This is a genomic window from Ottowia flava (assembly GCF_008017535.1).
Taxonomy (GTDB): domain Bacteria; phylum Pseudomonadota; class Gammaproteobacteria; order Burkholderiales; family Burkholderiaceae_C; genus Ottowia; species Ottowia flava.
Window position 1 is genome coordinate 83683 of sequence record NZ_VRUA01000008.1, and the last position, 14723, is coordinate 98405.

Sequence of the window (14723 nt, forward strand, 5' to 3'; positions counted from 1 at the left end):
CATGCGCAGTCTGTCCCGCCGCGGTCTCTCCGGCCTGGCCTTGTCCACTCTTTTTTTGGTAGCTGCCGGCGCAGTTCCCTCTAGGGCCGCAGCCCAGAATCGTTCCAGGCGCCGCAGCGCAGACCTGCCGGACGAACCCTACGCCCTGCGCCCTGAGGCCATGCGTTTCGCCGACGACCTGGCCGCGCGCCGCGGGCTGGACCCGCTGTGGGTGCGCGGCGCCATTGGCCAGGCCGTGTTCCTGCGCAACGTGCCGCGGCTGATGCTGCCGCCCGCGCGCGGCACGGCCAAGAACTGGCGCGTGTACCGCAGCCGCTTCATCGACGCCGTGCGCATCCGCGCGGGGGTCGACTTCTGGCAGCGCAACGTCGCCAACCTGGCGCGCGCGCAGGCGCAGTTCGGCGTGCCGCCCGAAATCATCGTCGGCATCGTCGGTGTGGAAACCATCTACGGCCGCAACGTCGGCAACATCCGCGTCATCGACGCGCTGGCCACGCTGACCTTCGACTTCCCGCGCCAACACCCGCGTGCCGAGGCGCGTCAGGCCTTCTTCCAGGACGAGCTGGAACAGTTCCTGACCCTGTGCCAGCGCACCGGCATGGACCCGATGGCGCCCTTCGGCAGCTACGCCGGCGCCATGGGCCTGCCGCAGTTCATGCCCTCCAGCTGGACCAAATACGCGGTCGACTTCGACGGCGACGGCCGCGTCGACTTGTGGAGCAGTGAAGCCGACGTCATCGGCTCCGTCGCCAATTACTTCAAGGGTTACGGCTGGCAGCCCGGCCTGCCCACACACTACCCGGTTCGCCTGTCGCCCGAAGCGCAGATGGACGCTCTGCTGGCGCCCGATATCCTGCCCAGCTTCACCCCCGCGCGCTTCGTAGAACTGGGCGCCCTGCCCGTCGGCGGCACCAACCACCCGGGCCAGCTGGCGCTGGTCGAGCTGCAAAACGGCGACCCGTCCGTGCCCGGCAACGAGCCCGAATACATCGCCGGCACCGAGAACTTCTACGTCATCACCCGCTACAACTGGAGCAGCTACTACGCCATGTCGGTGATCGATTTAGGCAATGAGGTGGCGCGAGCGATGGGGCGGTGAAGGGGCAGCTCAGACGTACCTGAAGGCAGACGCCGGCAAGGGGCGTGCTGTCGATCCATTCCAATGGTCTCGAACGCCTGCGCGCTGGCGGCGTACCCGTCTGTCATCTGCTCGGTCGGTGCAAAAAAGCCGGGCGCGGCGCGCATCGGCATCGGTGAGTGCGCAGGACCGGTGCCGGCCGCGGCCTCAGGCTTCCAAAACTTCTGTTTCAATAGCTGGCAGCGTCTGCTCTGCAAGGGCTGGAGGCCTAAAAGGCTTCAAAACCTCGTCGATCAGACCCGCCGCGCCGCCGCCAGGCGGAGCGGCTGTTTCAGCTCCGTTCCTGGCCGGTTCGGCGCTCGTGCCGGGCGACGGTTCGATCCCGCCGCCCCTGGGGCCGCGCGCCCAACGCCGCTGCGTGGAACGCCCGACTGGATCCCGTGCCCGACCTGCCTGCAGTCAAGACACGGGGGTAGGCCAAGCACTCAATCGCTGCGCGTGATGGTGGCGGTTCTGGCGTCTGGGAGGTCCCGGGCGATATTGAGGCTCACTATCAAGGCCTGAGTGCGTCGTCGGAGCAGGTCCTGCATGCGGAGATACGCCAATTGCAGAATCGAGTCCAGGCTGTCGATCATCGCCTTGGCCCTGGTGGCCATCGTCTCCCCAAAACGGCTCTCGGCGGCCCCCGTGCAGTCGATGTTCAAATGCCATGCACAGTAGGTGCGCCAGCGCTGGTCGTCCCAACCGTTCTGCGCCAGGGCCTGATTCCAGGCGGCGGTGCGTGCCATGTTCGCCTTGATGGCATCCTCCACAGCCCTGATGTCCGAGTCCAGTCGGTCCATGCGCTCCAACTGCACTTGCGTTGTTGGCAAAGGCGGGCATCTCGTCCAGCAGGTCGTAGAACGCGAGGTATTGAGGCAACGTCACGCCTGAGGCGTCCACGTCGTCCATGAGGTCCACGACGCGCCCGTCCAGGTCGTCGATCTCAGCCAGGATGGCCTGTGGGTCGCGCGTGCCTTCGCGCTCGGCCACCGCGTCCCAGAGCTGCTGGTAGAACTCGACCTGAATCCGCTGGAGCTTGGTCGGGTCGAGGATCTTTGCCTGCTCCTGCGGGGCAGCCAGCGTGTCGGAGCGGCGGCCATCCCGCTCGACGAACTCGAGAATCGGCACGCGCTCGCCGGCCAGCAGGTCGGGCTGGTCGCTGTCGACCAGCGCCCCTTGGGGCGTCACGCCGTAGACCACATAGTGGCTCACCTGGCTGCCGCCTGCCAGCAAGGGTGTTTCCGTGGCGAACTTCTCACCCGGACGCATCTCACTGAGGGGCGTGACGGCGGCACCTCCATCTCGATCGCCGTCGCCACCGCAGCCCGCCATGGCCCCCGCCACGAGCGCTGCCGCGCACCAATTGGCCCACCGCGCCATGCTGTCACCTTTTGCCATGAAGTTCATGGCAAGGCGATTGAAACCAAAACGGAATGCCCTGCCTATCCCTGAAACTAGGTAATTTGCGGGCGGCGCTGCGAGGGTGAAGCGAAAGTAGCCGCGTGCCGATCAGGTCAGTGCGATCTGCATCCCACCGGCCAAGGCCAAGGGGCCGGCCCCTGAGCTGCACGGGTATCCCGTGAGCCCCGGCGCGTGGAGCGCCAAGGCCCAAGTTCAGCCTAAGACGGGGCCTGCGCGTGAGGGTGTGAATGGCTTTCTGAACCGCCCACCAAACATCTTCAACACGACCGAAAGCAGCCGCGCGTTCGAATTCGACGCTTTGGGCACCGCCCACAGTTGCGGTGAACGGACGAGGCTGACGTGGGCACTGCCGCACCATCTTTTCGCTATCTTTTCAGAAGCTACCAGCGCATATGCAGGCTGCCTTCAGAAGCGTTTTTAGCCTGAATTTCCGCACAGGTGCACCGCGGCAAAATACCCAGTTTCAGGGATATGCAAAGTCACCAATAAAACATCCAATTACCTCTCTGCCCCAATGTTCATCTGTTTTTAGGTCCTTTGCCCCATGTCCCTTGCTGCCCGCCCCGCCCACCATGTTTTCCGTCTGAGCGCCCTGGCCGCCGCCACCGCGCTGTCGCTGGTCGCCTGCGGTGGCGATGACGGCGATACATCCGTCACGCCCCAGGCCAGCGCGCTGAAAGTCGGTGACCAGTACACCGTCGCCGTGCAGGTGGGCGATCAGGCGCCCAGCAGCGAAAGCTTTCGCGTCTACGGCATCACCGATCAGCTGGATGTGGTCAGCACCGACAACGGCAAGCTAATCCCGGGCAGCCTGTTCGCGCTGCCGGATGCGCCAGCAGCCAAACAGGCCGGTCAAATAGAAGACTCGTGCGACCAAAACACCGCCTGGGGCCGATTAGAGTGCTACATGATGGTGACGGCGCAGCTTGAGGCGCAGATTCAGGCGCTGCTTAGGGCCCAGTTCGAAGCCATGAAAAGAGTTCAGCTGAGCAAGGACTTCAAGAACGCCGAAGCGGTCGACCCGGCGGCGGTGCTGCACCAAATCGCCGACCTCGACATCGACCTGCCCACCGTGATGGCCGACCTGTCGCGCTCAGGCCTGACGCCGCTGGAATACGTCGAGTTCTACGACACGTTGGACGTCGCGCCCGGCTTTGCGAGCCAGCAAGATGCCGAAGGCCAGTTGATCGGGTTCTTTCAGAGCGTGCAGGAAGAAGTCGAGCAAGGCTACAGCTGCGGCAACATCAACCCGGCACGCAACCGCTGTGGCCCCACCAAAGCCGCCGCTGCAGCTGAAGTCAGCGCCACGCCCGCCGTAGCCTACGTGCCCAACCAAAAGGACTTCCTGGCTGCGCTGGCCGCACAGGGCATGAGCTGGAAGGACTTTCTGGCCCGCATGAATGCACGTGGTCAGGACTTCGCCCACTTGCTGCTGGCTTTCCACGACTGGGCCGTCGCCACCTCGCCCGCCACCGACGCCACCCTCTTCCCCGCCTTCATCACCGCCTATTTGGCGGGCGAGGTCGGCAAGACCGCCGCCACCGTGCAGCCCAAGAACGCCGCCGCCGCCGGGGCGGTGATGCAGGGCGTGGGCTCGCTGCTGTCGGTGGCCTGGGACATCGTCAAGAACAGCCGCCCCGTAGTGGACGCCGAAAGCACGCAGAACTTCGTGCTGTCGCAGCAAGACGCCGACCCGATGCACTACGCCGGCGCCACCAAAGACAAGACGAGCACCGTCACCGTCAAGTTCACCAGCCCCGGCGTGACCTGGGCCGAAACGCAGTTCCGCCTGGACGGCTACTACAACGCTACGCACAAGACGCTGGCGGGCCGCTGGATGCCGCAGCTCAATTTCGAGGTGTTCCAGGCCAGCGCCAAGCCCAGCATCTCGCTCAAGGTGCGCGCCAATGTGACCAGCGTGGTCAACGTCGGCACCCACGACGCGCCCATGCCAGAGACCGAGGTGCGCGTGGACATCACGCAGGGCAGCCTGTTTCAGAGCAAGCTCAAAAAGGTGTGGTTCCGCGCCCACGGCGCCGAAGGCTTCAGCATCGTTGAAAAGAAGTAAGCCAGCCGGGTACGCCGCCGGGGGCCTTGCGTTCGGCACCCAGGAATTACTCTTTTTTTGATAGCTGCTTGCGCAGGTGGTTCTAGGGCCACAGGTGCATTTCGTCTGAAAATTTTGCGAACGCGGCACCCGCATTCGACGTGGGGCGCCCATCGGCCGGCCCGCCTCCGCTGTCCAACGCCCATGAAACACCTGCTCGCCCCGCTTCGTCTCACCCTGGCGCTGACCGCCGGCGCCCTGCTCGTCGCCTGCGGCGGCGGCAATGACCACAACGGCGCCCCGCTGCCCGACCCGCTGGCCAGCTACCGCACGCAAACCCTGCAGTGGTCCGCCTGCGCCGAGGACGCGCTGGGCGAGAGCTTCGTGCCGATGATGCAGGCCGTGCTGGCGCAGTACGGCGAGCGCCTGCGCTGCAGCCTGATGCGCGCGCCGCTGGACTGGCAATACCCGGCGCGCGGCGACATCGTGGTGGCCGTGTCGCGCCTGGCCACGGCGCGGCCCGAGGCGCGGCGCGGCGCGCTGCTGACCAACCCCGGCGGCCCGGGCGCTGACGGCATGCTGGTCGGCAGCCTCAAGCTGGCCGACGGCCTGGCGCGCAGCGCGGCGGCCAGTGCCGACGGCACCGCCAGCGCGCAGCAGGGCGTGCTCGACGCCTACGACCTGGTCGGCTTTGCGCCCCGCGGCACGGGCCTCGGCACGCGACTCGAATGCAAAAGCAGTGCGCCCGCGCAGGCGGTGGACTGGAGCGCCGCCGACTGGGACACACCCGAAAACCTGTCCCGCGCCGCGGCCAACGACCGTCTGGCCGCCGAAGCCTGTCTGCAGCAGCCGCTGGCACCACACGTCCACAGCGAGGCCAACGCGCGTGACATGGACCTGCTGCGCGGCCTGCTGGGCGAAGACAAGCTCAACTTTGTCGGCTATTCGTACGGGAGCTGGCTGGGGGCCTGGTACGCCGGCCTCTTCCCCGACAAAGTCGGGCGCATGGTGCTCGACGGCGTGGTCGACTTCACCAGCAGCTTCGAGCAGGTCATGGTGCTGCAGGCGCCCGCGCGCCAGCGCCTGTTTGACGAGGTGCTGGCGCCTTACGCCGCGCGGCACCCGGCGCACTTCCAGCTGGGTGACAGCGCGGCTGCGGTGCGTGGCGTGATGCCTGCGCTCAGCCCGCGGGTGCAGGCGGTGCTGTCCCAGCAATTGGCCGATGTGGTTTACGCCGCTGACGACGCCGACGTCTTGCTGAGCTTCGTCGCAGCCGCCCAAGGCCTTGACCAGGTGCTGCACCGCACAGTGCCTGAGCAGAGCGACGCGGTCGAGCAGGCGCTGGAGGCCCAGGTGTTCGCTGCGCAGAACGGGACGCGAGACGCGGTGCTGCGCATGTACGCGAAGACGCTCTACCAGCGTTACCGCGCCACGTGGGTGCTGCCGTCCACGGGCAACGCCGGCCTGAGTCCCTTCCTTTCGGTGTACTGGGCCACCCTGTGCAACGACACGGCCGCCACCACCGACGCCGCCGCCTGGGCCCACACGCTGCGTGGCATCGCCCAGCAGGCGCCGATGTTCTTTGCAGACAACGCCCGCAACGTGTGCGCCACCTGGGGCGGCCCGCACGTGCAAAAGCCCGCGCTGGCACCGCTGCAGTCGATGGACCTGCTCTTCGTGCAGGCCCAGTACGACGGCGCCACCCCGGCCGAAGGCGCCGACCGCTTTTTCGCCCAGCTGCCGCAGGCCCGCCGCGTGAGCGTGCAGGGCAGCTACCAGCACGGCGTTTACCCCTACAACGATCGCTGCGTCGACCCGCTGGTCAGCCGCTACCTGCTGGGCCAAACGCCCACGGCGCGCGACACCGCGTGCGCCACGCAGGCCTTGCCACAGGACCGCGCCACGGCCGCCGACGAGCCCAGCGCAAAAGCCCTGGCGCTGCGCGCGCTGGCGCGACTTGGCCGCATTCATTGAACACACCATTGACCTACCCCAAACAAACCATGCTCTTTGCACAACCACACCACCACTTGCTGCCGCGCCTGGCGCACCTGTCGCGCCTGGCGCTGCTCCCTTTGGTCGCTGCGCTCACGGCCTGCGGCGGCGGGGATGACGAAGCCCCCGACCCGCTGGCCAGCTACCGCACCCAGACGCTGGACTGGGCGGCGTGCGACCCCGCGATCCTGGGCGAAGCCATCAGCAACCAGACCCGCGCAGCCTTCGAACAACTTCAACCGAGCGAGCGGCTGCGCTGCGCAAAGTTGCGCGCGCCACTGGACTGGTCGCAGCCGGGGCGCGGCGACGTCAGCGTCGCCCTGATGCGCCTGGCCTCAGCCGAACCTGCGCAGCGCCGCGGCGCTCTGCTGTTCAACCCGGGCGGACCGGGCACCGACGGCCTCAGCCTGGCGTTGCGCCTGTTTGCCGCATTCGGCATCAGCGACGCCCAAACGCCGCAGGGCGCACTGCAACTGCGCCTGCTGAATGCTTACGACATGGTCGGCTTCTCCCCGCGCGGCGTGGGCGCCAGCACGCGCCTGTCCTGCGACAGCGACGCCATGGCGCAGCCGGTGGACGAAACCGTCAGCGGCTGGAGCACGCCAGACAACCTCAAGACGCTGGACCACAACCGCGCCCAGCTGGCCGAAGCCTGCCGAAAAAACCCGCTCACGCCCTACATCAACAGCGACGCCACCGCGCGCGACATGGAGCTGATGCGTGTGGTGCTGGGCGAGGACAAACTCAACTACCTGGGCTATTCCTACGGCACCTGGCTGGGTGCCTGGTACGCCAGCCTGTTCCCCGAGAAGGTCGGGCGCATGGTGCTGGACAGTGCCGTCAATTTCAGCCTCAGCTTTGAGGCGGGTGTGGAGCTCCCGCAGCCGGCCGCCCGCGCGCGGCTGTTCGACGAGGTGCTCGCCCCCTACGCTGCGCGACACTCCGAGCGTTTCCAGCTGGGCGCCAGCGCAGACCAGGTGCGTGCCGCCGTGCCGGCCCTGAGCGAGCGTATGCAACCGGTGATGGGCCGGGTGTTGAGCCACCTGGGCTACGGCTCAAGCAACGCCGACGCCTACTTGGACGCGATGGCGGCCGGCCAGGGCCTGAACGCCGTGCTGAAAGCGCTGGGCGACCCAATCGACGAAGACGCCGCCGAGGCGGCGCTGGACGCACAGGTCTACGACCCACTCGACCCCCGGCGCGATGCCCTGCTGCGCGACTACGTCGCCGAAACCCTGCTGCCCCTCTATGCGGCCCTGTGGCTGGAGCCCCAGCCCAACGCCATCGCGCTGGCTGGTGCCACCGGCCAGGCCGTGCGTTGCAACGACACACCCGTCACCACCGACTGGGCCAGCTGGAGCCCCGTTGTGCGCAGCGCCGCCGCTGCCGCGCCGCTGTTCTTCTCCACGCTGCTGGACAGCCGCGTCTGCGCGTTCTGGGGCGGCCCCAGCGTGCAAAAACCTGACTGGACGCCGATGAAGGCGCTGGACATCCTGTACGTGCAGTCCGAATTCGACAGCGCCACCGCCACCCCCAGCGCCACGGCCTTCTTCAACCAGCTGCCCGGCGCGCGCCGCGTCTACGTGCCCGGCGAATACCAGCACGGCGTGTACCCCTACACCGACGACTGCGTGGACCCCACCGTGAGCCGCTACCTGCTGGGCGAAACCCCCACGCAGCGCGAGACGGTGTGCAGCGCCAAGCCGCTGGCGCTGGACGCGCCGCAGGTGGCCAAAGCCCACCGCGCCAGCGCTTACCTCGACCCGGCCGCCGCCGCCGAGCTGATCGATGCCTTCAAGCGTGGCCTGATCCCGGCGCGCCGCCTGCCGGGCGCCGGGCACTGACCAAGGTCGGGGAGCGTGGTCATGCGCGCTTCTCCGCTAGATGAATGCTCCTCTTTTCGGAGCTTCTCGCGCAGATTGCACCAGGGTTTCAGCCACTTTTTATACCTGAAACCGGGTGGGCATGCGCCGAGGTCTACGACACGCTGGACCAGATTCTGGCGTTCGCGTCGGCGGACGACGCAGAGCTGCGGGCGATGCGCTTTTTTGACGATGTCGAAGAATACGAGCTGCAGGCGCGGCCTGCGCGACCCTGCTTCGACGACGGGGATGGGAAAGCCCGAGGTTTCCTGACTGCAGCCAGAACACCAAGGCCGTCGCCGACGATGCCGCCAGAGACCCGGTGCCGGCGGCCACTCAGCGGGTCTGGCTCGACGCCTTCGCCGCGCTGGGCACCAATTTCCCCCAATTTTTGAGCGCCATGGCTGAGCGCGGCAACGACTTTGCGCGGCTGACGGGCGTGTACGCCAACTGGCGCGGTGCGCACCCTGACGCTACGATGCCGCTGGACTTCATCGCGGCCTACCTGTCGAGCGTCAAGCTGGACGCCATGGCCCGCACCTACGCTTTCCCCGACAGCGCGCGCTTCAAGGTGGAAGCGACGCAGGCCGGTTTGGGCGTGGTGAATGCGCCGCCGGCTGCACCCCAGGAGACATATCTGAGCTACCGTAACGGCTTCGCGGGCGGCACCCGCCAGGCCGGGCCCTGAACACAATGTCTGCCCTGCGTGCATCCGCCAAGTGAGCGGCGCGTTGCGCGTTCAGCAGCGCGGTAAGCTCCGCGCTTGCCTGCCGCCAACCCCGCCTCCCGCCGCATCGCCCACCTCGACATGGACGCGTTCTACGCGTCGGTCGAGTGGCTGCGCTACCCGCAGCTCAAGGGACTGCCGATGGTCATTGGCGGCGGGCGGCGGCGCGAAGACGACCTGATCGGGCGCCTGAACGCGGAGCGCCCAGAGCGCGCCTGGACCGCCGAGCATCTGGCCGAAATCCCCGTCGACTGGTTCCCGCTGCTGAAGGACTACGTCGGCCGCGGCGTGATCACCACCGCCACCTACCCGGCAAGGCAATTTGGCGTGGGCTCGGCCATGGGCCTAATGAAGGCCGCCAAGCTGTGCCCGCAGGCGATCCTGCTGCCGGTGGACTTTGACGAATACCGGCGCTTTTCGCGCGCCTTCAAGACGGTGGTCCGCGACATCGCTCCGGTGATGGAAGACCGCGGTGTGGACGAGGTCTACATCGACTTCACCGAGGTGCCCGGCGGCCAGCGCGAAGGCGGGCGCGTGCTGGCGCGCCTGCTGCAAAAGAGCATCTTTGACGCGACGGGGCTGACCTGCTCGATCGGTGTGGCGCCCAACAAGCTGATCGCCAAGATGGCGAGCGAATTCAACAAGCCGAACGGCATCAGCATCGTGCACGAAACCGACCTGCAGCCCCTTATCTGGCCCCTGCCCTGCCGCAAGATCAACGGCATCGGCCCCAAGGCCGATGAAAAGCTGCAAGGCCACGGCATCCGCACCGTGGGCGATCTGGCCGCGCGCGAGCGCCCCTGGCTGGTGCAGCACTTCGGCAAGGCCTACGGCGCCTGGCTGCACGACGCCGCCTGGGGCCGCGACGAGCGCCCGGTGGTCACCGAAAGCGAGCCCGTCAGCATGAGCCGCGAAACCACCTTCGACCGTGACCTGCACGCCGTGCACGACCGCGCCGAGCTAGGCGCGGTGTTCACACAGCTGTGCGAACAGGTCGCGGGCGACCTGCAGCGCAAGGGCTACGTCGGCAAGACGATCGGCATCAAGCTGCGTTTTGACGACTTCAAGATCGCCACGCGCGACACCACCGTGGCCGAGCACACGCAGGACGCGCGCCGCATCCGCCAGGTCGCCGGCCAGTGCCTGAAGCGCGTGCCGCTGGAGCGGCGCCTGCGCCTGTTGGGCGTGCGCGTGGGTTCGCTGGTGAAGGTGGGCGAAGCGCCGCCGCCCGAGGCGCTTCCGCTGTTCGAATAGCCAAGACCCAGCGCGCTGGTCGGCGCACCGCGCTCCCTAGAATGCAAGCATGACCGACCGCCCCCGCATCCTCGTTTCGCGCGCCATCTTCCCCGAAGTGCTGGCGCAACTGGCCCAGCACTTCGACGTGGAATCGAACCAGGACGATGCCGCCTGGTCGCGCGAGGAATTCGTCCGCCGCCTGCAGGGCAAGCAGGGCGTGCTGACCACCGGCAGCGAGCGTGTCGACGCCGAGCTGCTGGCCGCCTGCCCCGCCCTCCAGATCTGCGCCAACATGGCCGTCGGCTACAACAACTTCGACGTGCCGGCGATGAGCGCGGCCGGCGTGCTGGCCACCAACGCGCCCGGCGTGCTGACCGAAACCACGGCCGACATGGGCTTTGCCCTGCTGATGGCCGCCGCGCGTCGCGTCACCGAGGGCGAGCACTTCCTGCGCGCCGGTGCATGGAAGCGCTGGTCCTACGACATGCTGCTGGGCCAGGACGTGCACGGCAGCACGCTGGGCATCGTCGGCATGGGCCGCATCGGTCAGGGCATCGCCCGGCGCGGCGCGCACGGCTTCGGCATGAAGGTGATCTACCACAACCGCTCGCGCCTGCCCGAGGCGGACGAGCAGGCGGTGGGCGCGCGCTACGTCGGCCTGGAAGAACTGCTGCGCAGCGCCGACCACGTGGTGCTGGTGCTGCCCTACACGCCCGAGGCGCACCACCTGATCAACGCCGAGCGCATCGCGCTGATGAAGCCCGGCGCCACGCTGATCAACATCGCCCGCGGCGGCCTGATCGACGAGAACGCGCTGGCCGCCGCCCTGCAGGCCGGCCGCATCGCCGCCGCCGGGCTGGACGTGTTCGAGGGCGAGCCCCAGGTCAACCCGGCCCTGCTGGCCTGCCGCAACGTCGTGCTGACCCCCCACATCGGCAGCGCCACCGGACCGACGCGCATGGCGATGGCGCAGCTGGCGGCAGACAACCTGATCGGCTTTCTGACCCAGGGCAAGCCGGTGACGCCGCTGAATGCGGACAGCGTGGCCCACCACGGCTGACCGGCGCTGATTTCATATAAAACATGCCTCCAGCCCTTGCTGGTCAAGCGCGAGCAGCTCTTTTTTTCATAGTCCACCGCCTGTGATCACCGCACCGGAATTCATCGCCAAGTGGGGCCCTGGCGGCTCTGCGGCGCACCTCAACGAAGAACAGGGTGCACAAAGCCACTTCCTTGACCTGTGCGAGCTGCTCGGCGTGCCCAAGCCCGGCAGCCCGGGCCTGGCCGACGAATACCTGTTCGAACGCCAGTCGCTGGTACTGGGCGAGGCGCGCGGCTACGCCGACGTGTTCTACCGCGACCACTTCGCCTGGGAAAACAAGGCCCCCGGCAAGAACCTGGACGCGGCGCTGCGCCAGCTGCAGCAATACAGCCTGAACCTGAGCAACCCGCCGCTGCTGGTGGTGTGCGACCGCCTCACCATCCGTGTCCACACCCAGTTCAACGGCCACCCGAGCGAAACGCACACCGTCCGCATCGACCAGCTGGACCAGCCTGCCCAGCGCGACCTGCTGCGCCGCCTCTGGACCGCGCCCGACAGCTTTCGCCCGCGCCAGACCAACCGCGACATCACCGAAGAAGCCGCCCGCAGCTTTGCCACCCTGGCCGAACAGTTGCGCGGGCGCGGTCACCACCCCGACGTGGTGGCGCACTTTCTGACCCAGTGCCTGTTCTGCTTCTTTGCCGAAGACGTGGGCCTGCTGCCCGGTCGCATGTTCGAACGCCTGGTCGGCAACCGCCAGATCACCAGCGACCGCCTGACCGCCGGCCTGGCGCAGCTGTTCAGCACCATGCAAAGCGGCGGCCTGTACGGCCCTGACGACATCCCCTGGTTCAACGGCGGGCTGTTCCAGCGCATCGACGTGCCCCAGCTGGAAATCCTCGACATCACCGAGCTGCGCAACGCCGCCAGCCTGAACTGGTCCGCCATCGACGTCTCCATCTTCGGCACCCTGTTCGAACGCGGGCTGGACCCCGCCAAGCGCAGCCAGCTCGGCGCGCACTACACCGACCCGGCCACCATCGCCCGCATCGTCGAGCCCGTCGTCACCCGCCCATTGCTACAACAATGGGAGCTGGTCGCGCACGACCTGCAAGCGCTGACGGCCAGAATCAAGCGCCACGGCGACGCCAGCTACCGCAAGGCGCACGCCCGCTTCATCGACTGGCTGGAGAGCCTGCGCGCCTACCGCATCCTCGACCCGGCCTGTGGCAGCGGCAACTTTCTGTTCATGGGGCTGAAGGCGCTCAAGGACATCGAGCTGTTCACCCTGTCCGCCGCCGCCGACCTGGGCCTGGACCGCGAGCAGGACCTGGTCACCGGCCCGCACAACATGCTGGGCATCGAGCTGAACGAATACGCCGCCGAGCTGGCCCGCGTCAGCCTGTGGATCGGTGAGATCCAGTGGCGCATGGCCCACGGCTACCCGCCCAAGACCAACCCGGTGCTGGAGCCGCTGGAGCAGATCGAATGCCGCGACGCGCTGCTGCAGTGGCTGCCCGCCGACCGTCCGGTGCAGGACGCGGCGCAGGCATCGGGGACGGATCCCGATGTGGCGCAGCCAAACCCGGGCGCCGACCCCGATCCCGGCCCGCAAGGCCCCCGCGCCGTCGAAGCGCCGTGGCCCAAGGCGGATGTGGTGATTGGCAACCCGCCGTTCATCGGTGATAAGAAAATGCGCCGCGAACTGGGCGACGCTTACGTCGACGCGCTGCGCAAGACCTTCCAGGGGCGTGTGCCTGGCGGTGCCGACTTCGTGTGCTACTGGTTCGAGAAATCGCGCGCCGCGCTGGTGACGCACGGCCTGGTGGCTGCGGGCCTGGTCACCACCAATTCGATCCGCGGCGGCGCCAACCGCAAGGTGCTCGACGCCATCGTGCGCGACAGCCGCATCTACGACGCCTGGAGTGATGAGCCGTGGGTGAACGATGGGGCGGCGGTGCGGGTTTCGTTGGTGGCGTTTGGGAACGTCGCCCCTCCGATCCATCTCGACGGTCAACAGGTTGACCTTATTCAAAGCAGCCTTGACGAGGGAAGCGCTGGAAATGCTGACCTGACATCCGTCAAGCGGTTGTCTACAAATGGGGGCGCGAGCTTTCAGGGACCGGTACTTGTTGGCGATTTCGAGATACGGTATGCGACGGCGAAGCAGTGGCTCTGGACGCCCAATCCCCATGGTCGACCCAATGCGGACGTTGTTCGCCCACTCATGAACGGCAAGGACATCACCAGTCGCTCTCGTGGCGTGTGGGTGGTGGATTTCAATGCCATGACCGAATCGGACGCCAGCTTGTTCGAAAAGCCGTTCGAATACGTACGCCAATACGTCAAGCCGTTTCGAGACAAAAACCGCGATGAATCACGCAAGAAGCGTTGGTGGCTACACGGACGCCTTGGAACCGATTGGCGGACAGCTACGCGGTCTGTGGATCGATACGTGGCGACCTCACAGGTTTCAAAGCATCGAACGTGGACTTGGCAGAGCGGCGTCGTCTGGCCGCATCAAACCGTTATCGCCATCGCCCGCGCCGACGACACCACCTTCGGCATCCTGCACAGCCGCTTCCACGAGCTCTGGTCGCTGCGCATGGGCACGTCGCTGGAAGACCGGCCGCGCTACACCCCCACCACCTGCTTTGAAACCTTCCCCTTCCCCGCCGGCCTGACGCCCGCCGACACCGCGCACCAGCGCACCGAGGCGCTGCCGGGCGGTGCGTTGATCCCGGCGGGCCTGAGCGACGATTCAGAGCCAAATCGGCCTCCAGACCATTCCCAGACTGCGCCAGCAGCTATCAAAATCATAGAAACCCGGGCCGCTGCCAGCACCATTGCCGAGGCCGCGCACCGGCTCGACGGACTGCGCCAGAACTGGCTGAACCCGCCCGAATGGACGCAGCGCGTGCCCGAGGTGGTGCCGTTGGGCATGACCGCATCGCCCTACCCGGACCGCATCGAACCCAGGCCAGACCTGAGCGAAGCCGACGCCAAGGCGCTGCAAAAGCGCACGCTGACCAACCTCTACAACCAGCGCCCGGCCTGGCTGGCGCAGGCGCACGCGCAGTTGGACGCGGCGGTGGCCGCCGCCTACGGCTGGGCCGACTACACGGCCGACATGCCCGACGACGAGATCCTGCGCCGCCTGCTGGCGCTGAACCTGGCGCGTGCCGCGACAGCGCCGCCGACGCCGTCCGCGCGTGCCGTGACGTCGTCGGCAGATTGATCAAGTTTTTGGCCTGAAACCCTTTCCTGATCTG

Annotated in this window: 9 protein-coding genes; 8 read left to right on the forward strand and 1 reads right to left on the reverse strand. The window is 67.3% G+C overall.

The genetic code is table 11. The annotated features are described in order from the left end of the window. The first annotated feature begins 1 nt into the window (after nt 1). The gene (mltB, locus tag FVQ98_RS10090) at nt 2-1099 is read left to right on the forward strand and encodes a lytic murein transglycosylase B (protein ID WP_147913310.1); all 1098 of its coding nucleotides are present in this window, start codon (nt 2-4) and stop codon (nt 1097-1099) included. A 438-nt stretch (nt 1100-1537) separates the two neighbouring features. Here the strand turns inward: mltB and FVQ98_RS10095 are convergent, their stop codons facing one another. After that, a complete protein-coding gene (locus FVQ98_RS10095) occupies nt 1538-2527 on the reverse strand; it encodes a hypothetical protein (RefSeq protein ID WP_147913311.1) in 990 nt (329 codons plus the stop codon). Between the two features lie 559 nt (nt 2528-3086). On the opposite strand from FVQ98_RS10095, the gene FVQ98_RS10100 reads away from it, so the two are divergent. The 7 genes from FVQ98_RS10100 to FVQ98_RS20115 all read left to right on the forward strand — a co-directional run bounded on the left by FVQ98_RS10100 (nt 3087) and on the right by FVQ98_RS20115 (nt 14689). Beyond that, nucleotides 3087-4610, forward strand: a complete 1524-nt coding sequence (locus FVQ98_RS10100) for a hypothetical protein (protein ID WP_147913312.1) — start codon at nt 3087-3089, stop codon at nt 4608-4610. A gap of 183 nt (nt 4611-4793) precedes the next feature. Beyond that, nucleotides 4794-6563 (forward strand): alpha/beta hydrolase, encoded by a 1770-nt coding sequence (locus FVQ98_RS10105; protein ID WP_147913313.1) that lies wholly within the window; start codon nt 4794-4796, stop codon nt 6561-6563. A 29-nt stretch (nt 6564-6592) separates the two neighbouring features. Further along, nucleotides 6593-8428 (forward strand): alpha/beta fold hydrolase, encoded by a 1836-nt coding sequence (locus tag FVQ98_RS10110; RefSeq protein WP_147913314.1) that lies wholly within the window; start codon nt 6593-6595, stop codon nt 8426-8428. 340 nt (nt 8429-8768) lie between these two features. Continuing rightward, nucleotides 8769-9134, forward strand: coding sequence for a hypothetical protein (locus FVQ98_RS10115; RefSeq protein ID WP_147913315.1), 366 nt, complete (start codon nt 8769-8771; stop codon nt 9132-9134). A gap of 120 nt (nt 9135-9254) precedes the next feature. Further along, complete coding sequence (dinB, locus tag FVQ98_RS10120) at nt 9255-10427, forward strand: DNA polymerase IV (RefSeq protein WP_147913373.1); 1173 nt, start codon at nt 9255-9257, stop codon at nt 10425-10427. 49 nt (nt 10428-10476) lie between these two features. Beyond that, the gene (locus FVQ98_RS10125; RefSeq protein WP_147913316.1) at nt 10477-11469 is read left to right on the forward strand and encodes a 2-hydroxyacid dehydrogenase; all 993 of its coding nucleotides are present in this window, start codon (nt 10477-10479) and stop codon (nt 11467-11469) included. Nucleotides 11470-11551: 82 nt separating this feature from the next. Beyond that, nucleotides 11552-14689, forward strand: a complete 3138-nt coding sequence (locus FVQ98_RS20115; protein WP_187265693.1) for a class I SAM-dependent DNA methyltransferase — start codon at nt 11552-11554, stop codon at nt 14687-14689. The last annotated feature ends 34 nt before the right edge of the window (nt 14690-14723 follow it).

What these genes read in the sequence shown, in the direction of transcription:
- mltB (WP_147913310.1), top strand. Translation starts at nt 2, where the DNA reads ATGCGCAGTCTGTCCCGCCGCGGTCTCTCCGGCCTGGCCTTGTCCACT.
- FVQ98_RS10095 (WP_147913311.1), bottom strand. Translation starts at nt 2,527, where the DNA reads ATGAACTTCATGGCAAAAGGTGACAGCATGGCGCGGTGGGCCAATTGG.
- FVQ98_RS10100 (WP_147913312.1), top strand. Translation starts at nt 3,087, where the DNA reads ATGTCCCTTGCTGCCCGCCCCGCCCACCATGTTTTCCGTCTGAGCGCC.
- FVQ98_RS10105 (WP_147913313.1), top strand. Translation starts at nt 4,794, where the DNA reads ATGAAACACCTGCTCGCCCCGCTTCGTCTCACCCTGGCGCTGACCGCC.
- FVQ98_RS10110 (WP_147913314.1), top strand. Translation starts at nt 6,593, where the DNA reads ATGCTCTTTGCACAACCACACCACCACTTGCTGCCGCGCCTGGCGCAC.
- dinB (WP_147913373.1), top strand. Translation starts at nt 9,255, where the DNA reads ATGGACGCGTTCTACGCGTCGGTCGAGTGGCTGCGCTACCCGCAGCTC.
- FVQ98_RS10125 (WP_147913316.1), top strand. Translation starts at nt 10,477, where the DNA reads ATGACCGACCGCCCCCGCATCCTCGTTTCGCGCGCCATCTTCCCCGAA.